Annotated in this window: 14 protein-coding genes; 10 read left to right on the plus strand and 4 right to left on the minus strand. The window is 46.4% G+C overall.

Translation table 11 applies throughout. The features are described 5' to 3' along the window. Positions 1-222 precede the first annotated feature (222 nt). Both ACVBIL_RS01800 and ACVBIL_RS01805 read right to left on the minus strand, forming a co-directional pair. Positions 223-1,479 carry a sensor histidine kinase gene (locus tag ACVBIL_RS01800; protein WP_447165281.1) on the minus strand — a complete coding sequence of 419 codons (1,257 nt, stop codon included), beginning with the start codon at positions 1,477-1,479 and terminating at the stop codon, positions 223-225. Further along, complete coding sequence (locus ACVBIL_RS01805; RefSeq protein WP_447165282.1) at positions 1,451-2,119, minus strand: response regulator transcription factor; 669 nt, start codon at positions 2,117-2,119, stop codon at positions 1,451-1,453. Before ACVBIL_RS01805 ends, ACVBIL_RS01800 begins: the two co-directional genes overlap by 29 nt. 93 nt (positions 2,120-2,212) lie before the next feature. Here ACVBIL_RS01805 and ACVBIL_RS01810 point away from each other — a divergent pair, with 93 nt between their 5' ends. From ACVBIL_RS01810 to ACVBIL_RS01820, 3 genes are all read left to right on the plus strand, one after another. Then, complete coding sequence (locus ACVBIL_RS01810) at positions 2,213-3,394, plus strand: DUF5666 domain-containing protein (RefSeq protein ID WP_447165283.1); 1,182 nt, start codon at positions 2,213-2,215, stop codon at positions 3,392-3,394. A 396-nt stretch (positions 3,395-3,790) separates the two neighbouring features. Continuing rightward, on the plus strand, positions 3,791-5,344 hold the full coding sequence (locus tag ACVBIL_RS01815) for a methyl-accepting chemotaxis protein (RefSeq protein WP_447165284.1): 1,554 nt from the start codon (positions 3,791-3,793) through the stop codon (positions 5,342-5,344). Positions 5,345-5,695: 351 nt separating this feature from the next. Further along, on the plus strand, positions 5,696-6,655 hold the full coding sequence (locus ACVBIL_RS01820; RefSeq protein ID WP_447165433.1) for a LysR family transcriptional regulator: 960 nt from the start codon (positions 5,696-5,698) through the stop codon (positions 6,653-6,655). Between the two features lie 396 nt (positions 6,656-7,051). On the opposite strand, the gene ilvY is transcribed toward ACVBIL_RS01820, so the two are convergent. After that, positions 7,052-7,924 (minus strand): HTH-type transcriptional activator IlvY, encoded by an 873-nt coding sequence (gene ilvY, locus ACVBIL_RS01825; RefSeq protein ID WP_447165285.1) that lies wholly within the window; start codon positions 7,922-7,924, stop codon positions 7,052-7,054. A 213-nt stretch (positions 7,925-8,137) separates the two neighbouring features. On the opposite strand from ilvY, the gene ilvC reads away from it, so the two are divergent. The 7 genes from ilvC (at position 8,138) to ACVBIL_RS01860 (ending at position 18,495) form a co-directional block, all read left to right on the plus strand. After that, on the plus strand, positions 8,138-9,619 hold the full coding sequence (ilvC, locus tag ACVBIL_RS01830) for a ketol-acid reductoisomerase (RefSeq protein ID WP_447165286.1): 1,482 nt from the start codon (positions 8,138-8,140) through the stop codon (positions 9,617-9,619). Positions 9,620-10,192: 573 nt separating this feature from the next. Next, on the plus strand, positions 10,193-11,872 hold the full coding sequence (gene ilvG / locus ACVBIL_RS01835; RefSeq protein WP_447165434.1) for an acetolactate synthase 2 catalytic subunit: 1,680 nt from the start codon (positions 10,193-10,195) through the stop codon (positions 11,870-11,872). A gap of 102 nt (positions 11,873-11,974) precedes the next feature. After that, the gene (gene ilvM, locus ACVBIL_RS01840) at positions 11,975-12,241 is read left to right on the plus strand and encodes an acetolactate synthase 2 small subunit (protein ID WP_447165287.1); all 267 of its coding nucleotides are present in this window, start codon (positions 11,975-11,977) and stop codon (positions 12,239-12,241) included. Positions 12,242-12,245: 4 nt separating this feature from the next. Then, positions 12,246-13,175: a branched-chain amino acid transaminase gene (locus ACVBIL_RS01845; RefSeq protein ID WP_447165288.1), complete on the plus strand. Its 930-nt coding sequence runs from the start codon at positions 12,246-12,248 to the stop codon at positions 13,173-13,175. Between the two features lie 374 nt (positions 13,176-13,549). Then, positions 13,550-15,397, plus strand: coding sequence for a dihydroxy-acid dehydratase (gene ilvD, locus ACVBIL_RS01850; RefSeq protein ID WP_447165289.1), 1,848 nt, complete (start codon positions 13,550-13,552; stop codon positions 15,395-15,397). 33 nt (positions 15,398-15,430) lie between these two features. Further along, positions 15,431-16,984, plus strand: a complete 1,554-nt coding sequence (gene ilvA, locus ACVBIL_RS01855; RefSeq protein WP_447165290.1) for a threonine ammonia-lyase, biosynthetic — start codon at positions 15,431-15,433, stop codon at positions 16,982-16,984. Positions 16,985-17,358: 374 nt separating this feature from the next. Further along, positions 17,359-18,495 carry a pyridoxal-phosphate-dependent aminotransferase family protein gene (locus tag ACVBIL_RS01860; RefSeq protein WP_447165291.1) on the plus strand — a complete coding sequence of 379 codons (1,137 nt, stop codon included), beginning with the start codon at positions 17,359-17,361 and terminating at the stop codon, positions 18,493-18,495. 78 nt (positions 18,496-18,573) lie between these two features. Here the strand turns inward: ACVBIL_RS01860 and ACVBIL_RS01865 are convergent, their stop codons facing one another. Then, positions 18,574-19,506 (minus strand): LysR family transcriptional regulator, encoded by a 933-nt coding sequence (locus ACVBIL_RS01865; RefSeq protein ID WP_447165292.1) that lies wholly within the window; start codon positions 19,504-19,506, stop codon positions 18,574-18,576. Positions 19,507-19,712 lie beyond the last annotated feature (206 nt).

The following is a 19,712-nucleotide window of genomic DNA, read 5'->3' on the forward strand; positions in this document are numbered from 1 at the left end:
ATCAAAGGTTCATCGATGTAGATTTAAAGCCTGCGTTAGTTTCACGCCAATGGAACCCTTAACCTCTGTACATACGCTGGCCGCAGGCCATTGGAACCACGAATAACAAAATTTAGTTTGACGCCTCAAATGGCTATGAGGCGATAGGTTCACAGCTTTAGCTTTAAACGGTGCAACAGTTTCAACCACAGCGTCAAACCAACCACCAAAAAAAGGGAATAGCTAAAGGGCATCCCCTTTGGCAGAAAACACCAAAGTGGTGCAAAACTCAACCCCGTTATCTTGAGGCTGATAACTCCACCCCATGCGTTCACAGATGCGCTCGACAATCACCAAACCAACACCATAACCAGCATTGTAAGTTTCGTTACCGTCATGACGATTGGTGATCGTCAGCGTATGTCCAGTGAGTACAATCTTGATATCGCCAACGCTGTAGCTAAAGGCATTCTTGATGACATTGTTAAGCACGATAGCGATAAAGCTTTGCGGTGAATGTATTAACTTTGGATCATTCACGCTTAGGCTATAATGGGTGTCTTGCCTAGCGAAGAGCTCTTTCATTTCGCTGAGCTGGTTACCTAGTGCAGCCTCTAGACTGACATCTGCAAAATAGCGTTGGCTAATCGACTCCTTACCCAATAATAAAAAGGTTTCGGTGAGCACCTGCATCTCGTCACTGGCTCGCTGTAGCCGCTTAACTGCATTGACCGCTAGCGGGTGCTGGTCGGGGATTTTTGCCAACAACTCAGCTGAGCCTTTTATCACCGTAATCGGGGTTCTTAGCTCATGGGAGGCAAAGTGGCTGAACTCTTTTTCACGCTGAAAGAAGCCGTTGATATCATTGCGACTATCTAACAGCGTCTGCTCGATATTACGGGTTTCGACAAATTTGGTGTCAACACCAAAAGGCGGATCGTCGGGTGACATCTGGCTGATCTTTCGTTCAATAATGGTCAACGGTTTTGACAGCGTACGAATAAAGTACAGGCTATACACAGTCATAAACAATCCGATTATCAGACCAAGAAATATGATGTATTCGTGTAGATGTTCTTCATAGTCATCAAGGTAGTCATCGGCGTCATCTTGAAACAGTATGTACATTAACCCCTTGTTTGACGGGTGGGGCTTAACAATAAAGTGTTTATCTTCCTTTCCCAGTTGGTGTTCATAAAAGCCAGGTTTTTGGTAGGCTTTTAGCCACTCAGGAATCGACTTTTCACTCCAATAGGTTGTGAACTCGGTATCACTGGGTAGCGTTGCTTGTTCGCCGTGAGCTTGATAGTTACGACTATAGCGTGAGGCTTCAGTATCTAACCAGTGGTGTAAGCTGATAATTTCAATTTGATTCTCAGCGATGTAAATCACCGACCAAAACAAGCTGAACATGGTAAAGGTCATCAAACCGAAACTCCAACGGATCTTTCGGTAGATGCTAGGGAACTGCTTATGCTTTAAGGCGGTAACCTTGTCCATGTATTGTCTCTAATCGTGATTGTTCGAAGCCTTTATTAAGGGCTGTTCTTAGACCGTAAATATGGCTACGCAGTGCATCACTCGGTGGTGATTCATCTCCCCAAACCGCATCGCTGACATCTTGGCGGCTAACAACACTCGGCGCGCGTTTGATCAGCACTTTTAATATCTTCAGCTGAATACGACTCAGTTTAATGGGCAGTTCTGCGCGGGTAACCATATTAGTTTGGGTGTTAATATTGATATCAGCAAATGACAGTGTGCCGATATCTTGCCTTGGGCCGCGGTTACTCAGGGCATGCAGGCGCAGGCTGAGCTCCTCCATGGCAAAAGGTTTAAGCAGGTAGTCATCTCCACCGGCTTTAAATGCGGCGATTTTATCCTCAAGACTGTCTTTGGCGGTTAAAAATAAAATGGGCGTGTTGCAATACAGGTCTTCGCGTAGTTTGCGCACTGCGCTGATGCCATCAAGTTTTGGCATCATGATATCCATAATAATCACATCGTAACTATTTTCAGAGAGTAAATTGATTGCCGCTTCACCGTGATAGGCACAGTCAATCACCATGCCCTCAAGTTCCAAGTAGTCGGCGATGGTTTCACTTAGGTTATGGCTGTCATCAACAATTAGCACTTTCATAAATTATTTTTCTTTTCTTCACGATCGCTTCACGGTTCAAGTTTTAACATACGGCCATATTTGATAATCATCTTACAAAATAAGGGTATTTAGATGAAGAAAATAGCTTTAGTTTCAACAATTGCTCTGATTTTAACTGCTTGTGGTGGTGGAAGCGATAGTTCTTCTGACAATAGCGGTGATAACGGTAATGGTGGTGGTAGCATACCTACTGTACCGACAGCTCCGACAGCGGTTAAAGGCACGATTGATACAGTCGATGCAGCGCAAAACAAAGTTGTTGTAAACGGTTATAGCTATGATGTTGCTGGCGTATCTTACGGTGACGTTAAACTAAATATTAACAATTTGCAGCCTAACATGATGGTGCAGATTGGCGGCGCACAAAAAGCGGCTGCTGTTCAAGTAAGTCTTGAGCCAACTATTACTGGTAAAGTGACAGCAATCGACCCTGCTGCGGGTACATTTGCTGTTAACGGTATGACGTTGACTTATAAGTTATCTAACGAAATTCAAGTGGGTGACTGGGTAATGGTGTCGTCATTACCAACAGCTGATGCCGGTTACAAAGTGCTTTCAGTCGTTAAGTTTGAAAACGATGACCTAGTAAACCACTATGAAGTGGAAGGTCGTTTATCTAGCTTAGATGTGAATAATGAAACCTTTAAACTTGGTGCTGGTATCACAGTTGTTTATACCGGTGCACAAATCGAAGACAATGCGACACTAGCTAATGGCCAGTGGGTTGAAGTTGAAGGCTCTCTAGGTAATGGCGAGTTTAATGCGACTAGCGTTGAAGTTGAAGATTATAGCGAACTCGCTAACGACACTGAAGTTGAAGGTATCGTGACTTGGGTTGACGCACAGCAAACTGCGTTTGAACTTAACTATCAAGGTCGCTTTGTTGTTAATGCTCAAACTAAGTTTGAAGATGGTCCAAAGTCAAAGCTGGTACAAGGTGCTTTAGTTGAAGTCACCTCTGTTAAGCAAGGCACGCAGCAAGTGGCAACTGAAGTTGAGTTCGATGATGATAGCTCAACGGGTAACGATAACACTGGTAACTGGAAAGAGTTTGAACAAGAAGGTCAAGCTTCTGTGTTTGATTCTAGTACTCAGAGCTTTGTGATTAACGGCATGACAGTCTTCGTTGATGCTAAAACAGTATTTGAAGATGGTATTAAGCTAGACACGATTAACCAGCAACGCATCGAAGTTGAAGGTGTGGTGATTAACGGTCAAAACATCGCACGTGAAATTGAAGCAGATAACGACTAATCGTTTTCTTGCCTCGGATTATGTTTGCAACGGAAGTTAACAAACTGTCCTTTGAAAACACTTAGTGAAAAGAGTCCTGTAGGCTAGTGTAGATTTGATACTAGATTAGCCGATGAAAATGCCCTCCTTCTATGGAGGGCATTTTTGTATCTGCTTTTGCGAGGAGAAAAGGGCTGAATATATTGACCTAAAACGCGTTATTCGCTGTGCTGTCTCTTCTTCAAGAAGCTTGCTTTCAAGAACTTTGCCGCTTGTTATCATAAGCCTGCCAGCGTGCACAAAATAGCCCCCAATAATGCAACTGAAAATAAATAAACATATTTGTTTTATCTAATGTAAATATAAGTACTACACTGAAGCGGAGAGTTTTTAGGCCATTACATAAAGGATTATATTATGGATGAAGAGTACCAGTATCCCGCTAATTACAATTTAATTTCCATTACCACGCCTTCTAGTCATATCAAATACGCCAGTCCTCATTTTGCTGAAGTTGCGGGTTTTGAACCTAATGAGCTTAACGGGTTACCTCATAACGTGGTTCGTCATCCAGATATGCCTAAAGCAGCATTTAAAGACTTATGGGGCCATCTTCAATCAGGCAAGCACTGGATGGGAATGGTGAAGAACCGTCGAAAAGGTGGCGGTTATTACTGGGTGGATGCATTTGCTTCACCGATAAAAAATAATGGCGAAATTGTTGAGTTACAATCGGTTCGCTTTAAACCTGAGCGAATTCATGTCACCAGAGCAGAGTCGATATATAAGCAATTATCAAATGATAAAAAACCATTTCGTTTAAGCATGGGTTTGCGAACAAGGCTTTGGCAGCGCAGCGCTTTTTGTTATGTGATTGCCGCGCTTATTGCATACGCCGTTGCTATGTTCACCCAAAGTACCGAACTGACCATTGCTGCATTCTTTGTACTCGCAACATTAACCAGCTACTTATTAACTCGCCCCCTAGAACGACTCGCCAAGGAAGCGCGTAAAGATTTTAACAACCCGCTTATGGAATTGATTTATACCGGTAAGGTTAATGATTTTTCTGAGATTGAGTTAGCAATGAAAATGCGCCAGCAGCATGTTAAGGCACTCATTGGTCGAGTCAATATCTCTGTAATGGAGGCCTGCGACAAAACCTCAGATAATGCAAAATTAGCGACACAGAATAATCATAAAGTGACAGAGCACTTGAATACGCAGAAAACAGAGATTGAAATGGTCGCCACTGCGGTGAATGAGATGCAAGCAGCCTCGACTGAAATTTCCCAGAATGCACAGGGCACAGCCGAAGCCACGATGAAGACTCAGAGCACCATGTCGGATAACTTGGATTGTATTAATCAGGTGAATAAGTCGATGTTGGAGCTGGTCGAAGAGCTGGCTTCGATATCAAATACTGTTGTATCACTCGATAAGCAGACTCAACAGATAAGTTCAGTAATCGATGTGATTAATAGCATTGCTGAACAGACCAATTTATTAGCATTAAATGCCGCGATTGAAGCGGCCCGAGCGGGCGATTCAGGCCGTGGTTTTGCTGTGGTATCAGATGAGGTGCGTACCTTGGCGCAGCGGACTCAGGTGGCAACAACAGAAATTCAAACTGCGATCGAACAGATCCAAGATAATAGCCAAGTTGCGGTTAAGTCTCTAGAAATCGGTAATGACAAGTCGAGTAAAACAGTGAGTATTATCAATACATCACTGGCCAAAATTGGTGAGTTAGAGGAACTTATAGAGGGCATTGTTGAGCGTAACCAGCAGATTGCCGTGGCGATTGAAGAGCAGGTCTACGTGTGTAATGAAGTGAACACCAATGTACAGATGGTGAATTGTAAGGTGTCAGAATCTTATGATCTTATTACCGTCACCAATACACTCAACCAAGAAGTTGAAAACAGCACCACTGAATTATCCGATACCATTCGAAACTTCAATATGTAGCCTTGTTGGTCCAGTCTGCTATTACGGCATTTGTAAATTTAAATGCCGTAATAGCAGACGGCAGCCACCGAGTGGCTGATGTTAGATGCACGGCATTGGGTATTTATAGGCTTGTGGCTCCAATTTTGACAAATACAAATACAAATACAAATACAAAAGCGACATAACAGTTTGTTTGAATCTTCTTCCCTTCCAGATAACTCCGAGCTGGCTCCATGCTTATACCGACAGCCATTATATTGATTGGTGATAGTTGGCAAGTCTCGCTTTTATTCGAATGAATACCCATAGCGTAAATTTGCAAACTCTTTATTATAGTGAGATATAACTTAGGCTATCCCTAGAAGGTTGATTGTGAAACAGCTGGACTTCAATTTACTCAGAGTGTTAGAAGTGCTGCTCGAAGAGCAGAGTGTGACTGCGGCGGCCTCACGGCTACACTTGAGTCAATCTGCGGTCAGTAAGCAGTTGAGTAAGCTACGTGAAACTTTTGATGATCAATTATTTGAGCGAACAGCTTATGGCTTAAAGGCCACGCCTCGGGCACTGCAATTAGCGCCAGAGCTACGGAGCGTGCTGCAAAAACTGGATCAATTTACTCGTCCTAGCACCTTTGAACCCGCCGAGAGTCAGCGTCGTTTTCGTATGCATATCGTCGAAACAGCTTACTCACTGACTTACCCCTATTTTATGCCAAAGCTGCTAAAACAAGCGCCGCAGGTGAGCATTAATGGCCATACTTGGTCGCATTCTAGTATGGAACAGTTATTACGCTGTGAAATTGATATGGGCATTATCTGCCGTGAGTGGGATAAACGTTCTTTGCTGCATATGAATAACTTGCCGGAGGAGTTAGGCGCGGCAGAGCTTATTCGTGACTACCCAGTGTGTTTGTTAAGACGCGATCACCCTGCGCTAAAAGAGCCATGGAACTTAGAGACTTTTCTCAAATACCGTCATCTGCAGGTAGCTTTTGGTGGTTTGGAGCATTGGCTGCTCGATGACGTATTACGTTTAGATCACTTGCAGCGTGATATAGCGGTCAATATGACCGACTTTAATTGCGCAATGGATTTATGCGAAAACAGCGATCTGATCTTGTGTGCGCCGCGAAAATATATCCAGCAGATGATGGTTAATTATGACTTGGTCTGCCTCGATGTGCCTGTGCATGTTGAGCCCGGTGCCTATGTGTTAGTTTGGCATAAACACTTTAACCTCGACCCGAGCCATAGCTGGCTGCGTAACTTAATTATTGATGGCGTACAGGCCCATACAAAAAGTGTGAGTAGCGAACAGCTTTCTTTTTAAAGCATATATCGCTCGCAGGAAAGCCTCAATAAGTGGCAATGCCGATCACTTAATGCCGTTACTCAGAGAAAATTTGATAACCATTACAGACTTCGAAAGACAAGAATGAACCACGGAGAACACGAAGAGCACGGAGAAGAGCAATGCCGAGCTTTTGCTTTTCTTCGTGTCCTCTGTGTAGCAAACGAAGTGAGCGCTTCGTGGTTTTTGGCTGTTAACGCAAAGAACCCCGTTTGTGTTGGAGCCTTAGTTTTTTGTTTTGAATCAGGTTTGGGCTTAACTTGCCTACATGACTTAATCAGTGGCTGTTGTAAGCGTTTACTCTTACAACAGCAACCTAATTCAATATGAGCAGATATGGATGGCGTATGACTCTAATATCAATGGCGTACTCGGTTATATCGCTTGCAGAAAGGCTGCTATTACCGGTTCATCGAGCCGCTTACTCTTACAACAGCAGCCTAGCTCAAAGGGCGGAATATCAATAGGCGAGGTCAGTAACTGAATGCGGTCTCTGACTGGGCTATTGTTGATCACCACCTCTGGCGTAATACTCACGCCACAGCCGAGCGCCACCATAGAGGCGATCGCCTCTTGCCCCGATACCTGAGCATAGATATTGGGAATTAACCCCAATGACTTAAACCAGTTATCGATACGTTTTCGACCAGGCCCATGTTCTGGCACGATAAAGGGCAGCCTGTCCCAAGGGATATAAGATTCGGTTAATAGTTTTTGTACTTGGCACCTAAAGGTCGGTGCGATAATCGACAGCGGCACATCGTCTATCTTGGCAAAGTGCAGGTTTTCGGGAAACGGATCGGGCAGGGCGGCGATGGCGATATCGGCGCGGTTGTTGCGCACCTCATTAACCGCATTGGCAGCATCTCCTGTGGTAAGGGCTATCTCAACTTGTGGGTGCTCACGTCTAAACCGATCGAGTAATCCCGGCAGGTGACTATAAGCGGCCGTTACCGAGCAATATAGATTGAGTTTACCTCTGAGGATATCCTGCTTAGGATCTATTTTAATTTTAAGCTTTGCCCACTGATCTAAGGTTAACTCGGCAAAGTGTCGATATTCCACTCCAGCATTGGTGAGCGTCACACTACGGTTATCGCGTTGAAACAGCTGCGCGCCGACCTCCTCTTCTAACCTTTGCATCGCACGGCTTAAGGTCGATGGGCTTACATGCATCGCTTGGGCGGTTCTAGCAAAGTGCAAACTATTGGCGAGATGTAGATAGAGCTTGATAGTACGAATATCCAAAGTGATCTCTCCGATAGTCCAATTTACTTGGTGGGTATTGCTCAGGTTTATATTAACAATGATGACCCTAGTCATATTGCACAAAACGCAACGTGATGTTTCGAATATATCATTTTAAGCAATAAGATGCTTGCGCTATAGTGAATTCAATCACAGCGTGACTCGCTATTGAGTCAGCCCGTTTAACTATCCAGAATCAAGGTGGTATATCAGATGGCTAACTATTTTAACTCTCTGAATTTGCGTCAACAATTACAGCAGCTGGCACAATGCCGCTTTATGGATCGTAGTGAGTTTAGCGAAGGCTGTAACTTTATTCAGGGTTGGAACATCGTCATTCTTGGTTGTGGGGCTCAAGGTCTTAACCAAGGCTTGAATATGCGTGACTCTGGTCTAAACATCTCTTTTGCATTACGTGAGCAAGCGATTAGCGAGAAGCGTGAGTCTTACCAAAAAGCGACGGGCAACGGTTTCCGTGTCGGTACTATCGAAGAGCTGATTCCTGATGCGGATTTGGTGTTAAACCTAACGCCAGATAAGCAGCACACTAACGCCGTTAACACGGTTATGCCGTTGATGAAGCAGGGCGCAACCTTATCTTATTCTCACGGTTTCAACATCGTTGAAGAGGGAATGCAGGTTCGTTCAGATATTACCGTCATCATGGTTGCACCTAAGTGCCCTGGTACTGAAGTACGTGAAGAATACAAGCGTGGCTTTGGTGTACCAACACTGATTGCAGTTCACCCAGAAAACGATCCTAAGGGTGAAGGTTTTGATACTGCGAAGGCTTACGCAAGTGCAACCGGTGGCGATCGCGCCGGCGTTCTACACTCCTCTTTCATCGCTGAAGTTAAGTCTGATTTGATGGGTGAGCAAACCATTCTTTGCGGCATGCTACAAACGGGCGCCATCTTAGGTTATGAAAAGATGGTTGCCGACGGCATTGAGCCTGGTTACGCGGCCAAGCTTATTCAGCAAGGCTGGGAAACCACCACTGAAGCGCTGAAGCATGGTGGCATCACTAACATGATGGACCGACTATCAAACCCAGCTAAAATCAAAGCCTTTGATATGGCCGAAGAGTTAAAGGTTATTCTTAAGCCATTGTTTGAAAAGCATATGGACGACATCATCGGCGGTGAATTTTCTAAAACTATGATGGCCGACTGGGCTAACGATGATGCCAACCTACTTAAGTGGCGCAGCGAAACTAACGACACTGGCTTTGAGAATGCACCGACGTGTGACGAGCATATCGACGAGCAGGCTTATTTCGATAAAGGTATCTTCTTGGTCGCTATGATCAAAGCGGGTGTAGAACTCGCATTTGATACCATGGTTGCGGCTGGTATCGTTGAAGAGTCGGCTTATTACGAGTCTCTACATGAAACGCCACTTATCGCCAACACGATTGCACGTAAGCGTTTGTATGAGATGAACGTAGTGATTTCAGATACGGCTGAGTACGGTTGTTACCTATTTAACCATGCGGCATTACCACTACTAAAAGACTATGTTGCAAGCATGTCTGCTGAGTACTTGGGTGGCGGTTTACAAGACAGCAGCAACGGCGTTGATAACCAGCGACTCATCGAAGTTAATGCGGCTATTCGCGGCACTGCAGTTGAAGATATCGGCGCTGAGCTTCGCGGTTACATGACTGAAATGAAGCGCATTGTAGAAGAAAGCTAATCGCTTTCTAACCAAGAGTCTACGCATCGATTTGTGCAGACTCTCGGTGTCTTAAACGGAATTTCAGATAAAAAGTTATATCGACAAATCATTAACGATTAACAACTTAGTGACAGTAATTAAGTCAGGCAGAGCATCAAATGTCTACTGAGGTTGGCGGACTAGACCGCTTGCACAAGATGATAAATTTTGATGTTAACAAGTTTTTATTGTGTTTTTTATAGGCTTTGTGGTATTTCTTAATAGTCGATTTTTAGACGACACCGAATTTAAGCAAAGTCCCAGATTAGGAACCCAGTCGAATATGTTTAAACAAGCTGCCCAGCTGATTATTGTGATTATTACCGTCGTGATTATTAAATCACAGTGGGGGCTGCGCATATTGAATCGACACACCTAACCTAGGTTTAAGATTGCAAAAACCCCCGCTCCGCAAGGAACGGGGGTTTTTTCGTTTAAGGGCTTAGGTAAGGTAAAGCTTCTATCTAAGTCCTTAATAAAAAGTTAATTGTAGTGGAGCGCTGATATATGGAACAAGGGCCGATGGAGCACAAGCAGATGGATCATAGTCAAATGGAATCGGGGCAGATGATACGAGGCGCAGATGCCGTCATAAAGGCGATTGCAGCACACGGCGTTACCACTGTGTTTGGCTATCCTGGTGGGGCGATTATGCCTATCTACGATGCGCTCTATGGTAGCTCGGTAGAGCATCTTCTTAGTCGTCATGAGCAAGGCGCAGCATTTGCAGCGGTAGGTTACGCTAGAGCAAGCGGTAAAACTGGAGTTTGTTTTGCTACATCGGGCCCCGGCGCAACCAACCTTGTGACCTCATTGGCTGATGCCTTATTAGATTCAGTTCCTGTTGTTGCTATCACCGGCCAAGTATCTACTAGCGTAATCGGCACTGATGCCTTTCAAGAGATTGACGTGCTAGGTATGTCACTGTCGTGCACTAAGCACAGCTTTATGGTGACCCATGTCGATGAGCTTGTTCCTACTCTGTACAAAGCGTTTGAAATTGCTGCTTCTGGTCGCCCTGGCCCCGTATTAGTTGATATCCCTAAAGATGTGCAAATTGCCATGCTTGAATATAAGGCGCCATTGCAAGCGGTTAGCGTTGAGCCTGAGCACACCGCCGAACAGCTTAATGAGGCAAACCTGCTGATTGAGCAAGCTCGTCAGCCGATGTTGTATGTGGGTGGCGGCGTAGGTATGGCCAGCGCGGTTGAGCAGTTACGTGATTTTATCAAAGTGACCGGTATTCCATCGGTTGCCACCCTAAAGGGGTTAGGCGCTATTAATCCAAATACATCAGGTTATTTGGGCATGCTGGGTATGCACGGTTCTAAAGCGGCTAATTTAGCGGTGCAAGAGTGTGATTTATTGATTGTGGTTGGCGCTCGTTTTGACGATAGAGTGACTGGGCGCTTAGCCAGCTTTGCTGAAAATGCCAAGGTGATCCATCTGGATATCGACGCCGCTGAGCTTGGCAAACTACGTCTACCTGAAGTGGCCATCGCGGGTGATTTGCGCCAAATCCTGCCAGCGCTAACTCAAAACCTAGGTGAGCAGTTTGCCCCATGGCAAGCCAAGGTTGCACAGATGAAGCATAAGCACCAATGGCGTTATGACCGCCCGGGTGAGCTTATTTACGCGCCTGCCATGCTCAATCGCCTAGCGCAAAAGTTGCCACAAGACAGTGTGGTGTCCTGTGATGTAGGCCAGCATCAGATGTGGGTAGCGCAGCATATGTTCTTTAATCGCCCCGAAGATCACCTATCAAGTGCAGGCCTTGGCACTATGGGCTTTGGCTTACCTGCAGCGATTGGCGCTAAAGTTGCCCGCCCCGACGCTATGGTGGTTGCGGTTTCGGGTGATGGTTCTTTTATGATGAATGTACAAGAGCTGACCACCATCAAGCGTAAGCGTCTACCGGTTAAAATCTTACTTGTTGATAACCAAAAGCTTGGCATGGTTAAGCAGTGGCAGCAGCTGTTTTTTGAAGAGCGTTACAGTGAAACCGATCTGTCTGATAACCCCGATTTCGTCAAGATGGCGTCGGCATTCGATATCCCGGGACGTAACATTACCAAAACCTGTGAAGTTGAAGCTGGGCTCGATGAACTGCTCAATAGTGAAGGCCCTTTTTTACTGCACGTATCGATAGATGATGCCCATAACGTATGGCCGTTAGTACCGCCAGGGGCGTCAAACCAAGACATGATGGAAGAGATGGATAAGCAAACTTAACAGCAAGACACGGCGATTTTGACACACAATTAGTATTAAAGCATGAGCATTAAAGCATGAGCATTAAAGCATGAGCGATAAAGCCAGATGGAGAGCCTAAATATGAACAACTACTCATTAGCGTTAAACGTGCAGCAAAGACCAGAAGTGTTAGAGCGCGTGCTACGCGTAGCTCGCCATCGCGGATTTAAAGTCGCTAACCTCAGCATGCAGCTCAATAGTAATAACAGTGCCAGCATCGACATGCTGGTGGAAAGTGAGCGCGAAATCGGTTTGCTAACCAACCAACTAAATAAGCTTATTGATGTGATTGATTGCCAAGTGCTGGTAAGCAACACCGCAGAAGCATTTGCACAAGATAAAGGGTGAGAATATGGCCGCTAAAACAGCAGAGTTAATTTGGTTCAATGGTGCAATGATGCCTTGGGGTGATGCTAAGGTTCATGTCATGTCTCACGCGCTGCACTATGGCACGTCAGTATTTGAAGGCATTCGTGTTTACGATACTCAGCGGGGGCCTGCAGGGTTTCGTTTAACAGAGCATGTTCAGCGTCTATTTGATTCTGCCAAGATTTACCGTATGCCTATTCCCTATAGCTTCGATGATGTCATGCAGGCATGTCGAGACGCTACATTGGGCAATGGTTTAAAAAGTGCATACATCCGCCCCTTGGCCTTTTATGGCGATGTCGGTATGGGGATCACGCCACCTACTGATGCTCAGTGCGACTTGTTAGTAGCCGCATTTCCGTGGGGTGCGTATTTAGGTGAAGACAGCATGGATGCGGGGGTGGATGTAGCCGTGACCTCTTGGAACCGTTTAGCGCCTAACACCATTCCAACTGGAGCCAAAGCGGGCGGGAATTATCTTTCTTCGCTACAGATCTCTACTGAGGCTAAACGCAACGGTTTTGATGAAGGCATAGCGCTCGATACAAACGGTTTAGTCAGTGAAGCGGCCGGGGCGAATATTTTTGTCATTAAAAAGAACAAGATCTACACACCACCGGCAACAGCCGCTATTCTGATGGGACTGACTCGGGACAGCATTATTACTCTTGCACGAGATAAAGGTTATCAAGTGGTTGAAGAGCAGATGTCACGCGAGTTTCTCTATCTTGCCGATGAGATCTTTATGACAGGCACAGCGGCCGAAATTGTTCCTGTACGTAGTGTCGATCGCATCGAAGTCGGCAGTGGCAAGCGCGGCGAGATCACTAAAGAGATCCAGCAGAGCTTCTTTGGCTTATTCAGCGGGGAAACCGAAGATAAATGGGGTTGGTTGGAGACTTTAGAAGGTTAAAAGCAGGCCCTAGGTGCTAGGAAAAGCTAAGAAAGGTCCTAGGAAAGCACAGGCTAAGACGAACGCTGCGCTGACGGATAGCGGAACGTTCGCAGGCTCACTGACGGAAAATGGAAAATGGAAAATGGAAAAGCAGAACCTAGAACCTAGGTGCTAGGAAAAGCCAAGAAAGGTCCTAGGAAAGCATAAGCTAAGATGAACCGCGTTCGGAAAGGCCGGACAAGCCAAGACGGTAAAGAGCCGGAAAAGCTTAGACGAAACACAAAAGCTGAGAACGATATCTCAGGTTAACGAATTAGAAAATTGAAGGTGAGACAGATTTTTTAGGGCCTAGGACCTAGGACCTCAACCCTTCTTTAAAAAAGGATAAAGTAATGCCAAAACTACGTTCAGCAACCAGTACCGAAGGCCGTAATATGGCGGGCGCACGTGCATTATGGCGCGCAACGGGTGTTAAAGATAACGACTTCGGTAAGCCGATTATCGCTATCTCTAACTCATTTACTCAGTTTGTACCCGGCCATGTGCACCTAAAAGATATGGGCTCCTTGGTTGCGGGCGCAATTGAGGAAGCGGGCGGCATTGCTAAAGAATTTAATACCATCGCAGTCGATGACGGTATTGCGATGGGGCACGGCGGCATGCTGTACAGCTTGCCTTCGCGTGAGCTGATCGCCGATAGCGTGGAGTATATGGTTAATGCTCACTGCGCCGACGCATTAGTGTGTATCTCAAACTGTGACAAGATCACCCCTGGCATGCTGATGGCATCACTCAGACTGAATATCCCGGTGATATTTGTCTCTGGCGGACCGATGGAAGCGGGTAAAACTAAATTGTCTGACAAGATAATTAAGTTGGATCTGGTCGATGCCATGGTTGCTGGTGCTGACTCTCGCGTATCGGATGCTGATAGTGAACAGATTGAGCGCAGCGCGTGTCCAACGTGTGGCTCATGCTCGGGCATGTTTACCGCTAACTCAATGAACTGCCTAACCGAAGCGCTAGGCTTGTCATTGCCAGGCAATGGTTCAATGCTTGCTACCCATGCCGATCGCCGCGAGCTATTCCTTGAGGCGGGTCGCCGTATTATGGATTTAGCGACTCGTTATTATAAGCATGATGATGAGTCGGCACTGCCGCGCAACATAGCGAACTTTAACGCATTTGAAAATGCCATGACGCTTGATATCGCCATGGGTGGCTCAAGCAATACCGTACTGCATTTATTGGCGGCGGCGCATGAAGCTGAAGTCGATTTTACCATGGCGGATATCGACCGTTTGTCTCGCCTAGTGCCCCATCTTTGTAAAGTGGCTCCGGCAACGCCTAAATACCATATGGAAGATGTACACCGCGCGGGCGGGGTAATGGGTATTTTGGGTGAGCTTGACCGAGCGGGTTTATTACATAATGACGCCTACCATGTTGCTGGCGAAAACCTTGCGGCGGTATTGGCTAAATATGATATTGCTCAAAGTGATGACGCCGCAGTACGTAAGTTCTTTTCGGCGGGCCCTGCAGGCATTCCAACCACAAAAGCCTTTAGTCAAGATTGCCGCTGGGACAGTGTGGATGATGACCGCAAAGAAGGCTGTATTCGTAGTCGTGAGTTTGCCTTTAGCCAAGAAGGTGGCCTCGCCGTATTAGCGGGCAACGTCGCCCTTGATGGTTGTATTGTTAAGACCGCGGGTGTTGAAGTTGAAAACCATACCTTTATCGGTAGTGCTCGGGTTTACGAGAGTCAAGATGACGCGGTTGCCGGGATCTTAGGTGGTGAAGTGGTTGCGGGTGATGTAGTGGTGATCCGTTACGAAGGCCCTAAAGGCGGCCCCGGCATGCAAGAGATGCTCTATCCAACCAGTTACTTAAAATCACGCGGCTTAGGCACTCAATGTGCGCTGATCACCGACGGCCGTTTCTCGGGTGGCACTTCGGGTTTATCTATCGGCCATGTCTCTCCCGAAGCGGCAGCTGGTGGCACTATTGCTCTAGTACAAACAGGCGATCGCATTGAGATTGATATTCCTGCTCGCTCAATCAAGCTGGCAATAAGTGATGTAGAACTCGCTGCGCGCCGTACAGCAATGGAAGCATTAGGCGCGGATGCGTGGAAGCCACTTGGCCGTGTAAGGCAAGTATCGATGGCGCTTAAAGCCTATGCATTACTCGCAACCAGCGCCGATAAGGGCGCGGTGCGCGATACCAGTAAATTGGTGTAATCAATTTCACTGGATTAAGAGAAGAGGTCGTTTATGTTGGCTCTAGCATCACAATCGCAACTGGATTTAGCCCATTATTATTTGCAGAAAATTTTGCTGTCATCGGTTTATGATGTGGCAAAAGTCACCCCCCTATCGAGCTTAAATAAGCTATCGGCGCGTCTGGGATGTCAGGTTTTTTTAAAGCGTGAAGATCTGCAGCCGGTGCACTCTTTTAAGCTTCGCGGTGCTTACAATAAGATTGCCGAGTTAACTAAAGATGAGTGCGAGCGTGGCGTGGTGTGTGCCTCTGCGGGTAACCATGCTCAAGGCGTGGCGATGTCGGCGGCCGCACGTGGAATAAGCGCGGTTATCGTGATGCCAGAAACAACGCCCGATATTAAGGTGGATGCGGTTAGGCGTTTAGGCGGTGAGGTGGTGCTCCATGGTCAAGCATTCGATCAGGCCAATGCTTATGCACAGGACTTGGCGAAGAATGAGGGGCGAGTCTATGTCGCGCCTTTTGATGATGAAGCAGTTATCGCTGGTCAAGGCACGGTGGCACAAGAGATGTTGCAGCAGCAGCGCGATCTTGAGGTGGTGTTTGTGCCTGTTGGCGGTGGTGGCCTGATTGCAGGGGTTGCCGCTTACTACAAGGCGGTGATGCCACAGGTGAAAATTATCGGCGTTGAGCCAGAAGATTCAGCCTGTTTAAAAGCGGCACTTGAGGCTGATGAGCGGGTAATATTACCTCAAGTTGGCCTATTTGCTGATGGTGTGGCGGTTAAACAAATTGGCGCCGAGCCGTTTAGATTAGCTCGAGAGTATGTCGATGATGTGATCACCGTGAGCTCAGATGAGATCTGCGCCGCGGTGAAAGATATCTTCGAAGATACGCGCGCGATTGCCGAGCCGTCGGGGGCACTGTCGCTTGCTGGGCTGAAAAAGTACATGGGTAGCACAGGTAAGGGCGAGAAAGTGGGCGCGATTTTAAGTGGCGCTAACGTCAATTTTCATAGTCTACGTTATGTGTCTGAGCGCTGTGAACTCGGCGAGCAGAAAGAGGCGATTTTGGCCGTTAAAGTGCCTGAACGACCCGGTGTGTTCCTGCGTTTTTGTGAGCTGCTAGGCAAGCGAGCCATGACCGAGTTTAACTACCGTTTTAGCAGTCGTGATAAAGCTGTGGTGTTTGCCGGCATTCGTCTGACTCAAGGGCAAACTGAACTGGATGAAATTATCGCTAATCTTGAGTCTGAAGGCTTTGAAGTCAAAGACTTGTCGCAAGACGAAACCGCCAAGCTGCATGTGCGTTATATGGTGGGGGGGCATCCACCAGAGCCGTTAGAAGAGCGTTTGTTTAGCTTTGAGTTCCCTGAGCATCCAGGCGCCCTGTTTAAGTTTTTAACTACCTTGCAGAGTAAGTGGAATATCAGCTTATTTCATTATCGTAACCATGGCGCCGCTTATGGTCGTGTGTTAGCGGGCTTTGAAGTGCCAGAAAGTGATGCTTTGGCTTTTCAACAGTTCTTAACAGAGTTAGGTTTTGTCTATCAGGAAGAGACTGATAGCCCGGCTTATCAGCTGTTTTTAGATAACCGCAGCCAGTAGAACTTAATCTGTAACGGAAGTTAGCGACATACGTCCGTAATAAGTAGGCAGTAAAGGCAGCATAGCGTTTCTATGCTGCCTTTTTTATTAAGCTATCTTGAGCCTATCCTTATTTTTTTGACTCAAGTCGATACAATCTTTATCAGCTATCGACTTGATATTTTCTGGGCTTTTTTTGTAGTATGGCTCGCGTCGGTTTTTTATACTGACGCATACCGATTGCTATTACATAATGGTATGAGATAAAACCACAATAATAATATTTCACTAAAGACTGACTAACACGTAGGGGCTTGGCGATATTTGTCGTTATAGCAGCATGGCAGCAGTCAAACCTTAACCTTATCAATGCGCCTAGTTTTAGAGGAAATATCATGTTACCTGCACCTTTTATCGAGCCTTTTAGTCCGCCACGTCGAACCTTGATGGGGCCTGGACCTTCAGATGTATATCCTGAGGTGCTCGCTGCTCAATCTAAGCCAACAATCGGCCACTTAGACCCGCTATTTGTCGAGATGATGGATGAGCTTAAAGCGCTTATTCAATATGCTTTTCAGACTGAAAATGAGATGACTCTAGCTGTCTCTGCGCCAGGTAGCGCTGGCATGGAAACGTGCTTTGTTAATCTGGTTGAGCCCGGCGAGAAAGTGATAGTTTGTCGCAACGGTGTGTTTGGCGATCGTATGCGCCAGAATGTTGAGCGCGTTGGCGGCGTGGCCGTCGTGGTTGATAATGAGTGGGGTGAGGCGGTTGATACCGACCAAGTAGCCAGTGCATTGGCGGCCAATCCTGATGCTAAGTTCTTAGCCTTTGTCCATGCTGAGACTTCAACGGGCGCATTATCAGATGCTAAAGCCTTATGCGCACTGGCAAAACAACATAATTGCTTATCAATTGTCGATGCGGTTACCTCTTTAGGCGGCGTGGAGCTACTTGTTGATGAATGGGGCATAGATGCTATTTATTCAGGCTCTCAGAAGTGCTTATCTTGTGTGCCTGGATTATCGCCGGTGTCATTTTCACCTGCGGCAGTGGCTAAGTTAAAAGCACGTAAGACACCAGTACAAAGCTGGTTTTTAGATCAAACCTTGGTAATGGGTTATTGGGATGCGTCTAGCGATGGTAAGCGAAGCTACCACCATACCGCCCCGGTTAATGCGCTTTATGCGCTACATGAATCGCTACGCTTATTGTCAGTTGAAGGGCTTGAGCTTGCATGGCAGCGCCATGCCGATATGCACCAAGTGCTGCGTCACGGACTACAGCGTTTAGGGCTTAAATTTGTGGTGGCAGAAGAGCAGCGTTTACCGCAATTAAATGCGGTGTATATTCCACAAGATATTGATGATGCCAAGGTTAGAAAGCAGTTATTAGAAAACTACAATCTTGAGATTGGTGCTGGTCTTGGTGCGTTAGCGGGTAAAGCTTGGCGTATCGGTTTGATGGGCTATGGTGCACGCCGTGAAAACGTGGCGTTGTGTTTGAAAGCGTTGGAAGAAGTATTGGCTTAGTAAACGCTTTAAGTTTGCTATAAAGGCCGCTCATTACGTAATGAGCGGCCTTGTTGTTTTTGCTATATCTGTAAACCGTTATAGATTTTGTGGCGTCTGGGATAAAAGGCGTTGAGTGGCCTTAATAATTTCATCTCTTAACCACTTCTGTGCCTTATCTTGCTCGCAGCGAGAATGCCAAAATAGGTTGTAGTCTAAGCTTTGTAGTTTAAACGGCAGCGGCTTTACTTTTAGTCGATGACGCTCGGCGGCAATCGCAGCCATGCCTTCAGGTAACGTAATGATTAGTGGGTTGATTGATTGCAGCGCCAAAGCGCTATCTAAATGTGGCGTTCTAAGCAGCTCCTTACGCGCAGGATATTGGCTAATGGCTTCATCGAGCAGGGCTTTTACGCCGTCGCTAATCGCAATCGTGGCATGGGGATAATGCAGATAATCTTCTAAGCTGATATCGCTATTAGCCAGTGGGTGATTGGGAGACAGTAAACAACTGACGCCGACCTTCCCGAGAAAGGTGTGCTGCAGATTCCCAGTTTGACCAATGGCGCGACAAATTGCCATGTCAGCCCCTTTAACACTGAGCTGTGCCTGTAGCTCTTTTTGTTGTACAGGCACGATCTCTAACCTGATCTGTGGTGCTTTTCGGTAAATATCGGGCAGGATAAATGGTACTAACGCCTGCATGGCGTAATCTGTCACCGCGATTGAAAATTGTTGCTGGCACTCCTCGGGCACAAAAGCTTTTGGAGTCAGCAGTTCTATGAGTTGCCCGGTTGGCTGACGTAGCTGCTGGTAACATTCAAGCGCAAAAGAAGTGGGCACTAATTGCTGTCCGACACGTGAAAATAGCGGATCGTCGAGCATCTCTCTTAGGCGCGACAGAATACGGCTGGTGGCCGACTGACTTAGATGTAAGCGTTTGGCTGCTTGGGTGACACTGCGCTCTTCAACCAGAATTTGCAGCGCTATCAATAGGCTTAGATCCTGGCGGTAGATCTCTTCTAATTCCATAATGTCCTTTGCGGGTCATACTCAGCGATATTCGCTTTTTAATGTGACGTGATAATTTGATAGTTTAATGCACTCAATCCTAATGATGGCATAGAAGTGAATAGGCGGAAAATAATATCCTCAAATGCTGGTGAACACTCTGATTTGAGGTGAAATATCAGCTTGTTGCTTACAAAGATTTAACGCATGCTTAGGTTATGGCAAGT

The sequence above is a fragment of the Shewanella sp. 125m-7 genome, from assembly GCF_052977045.1.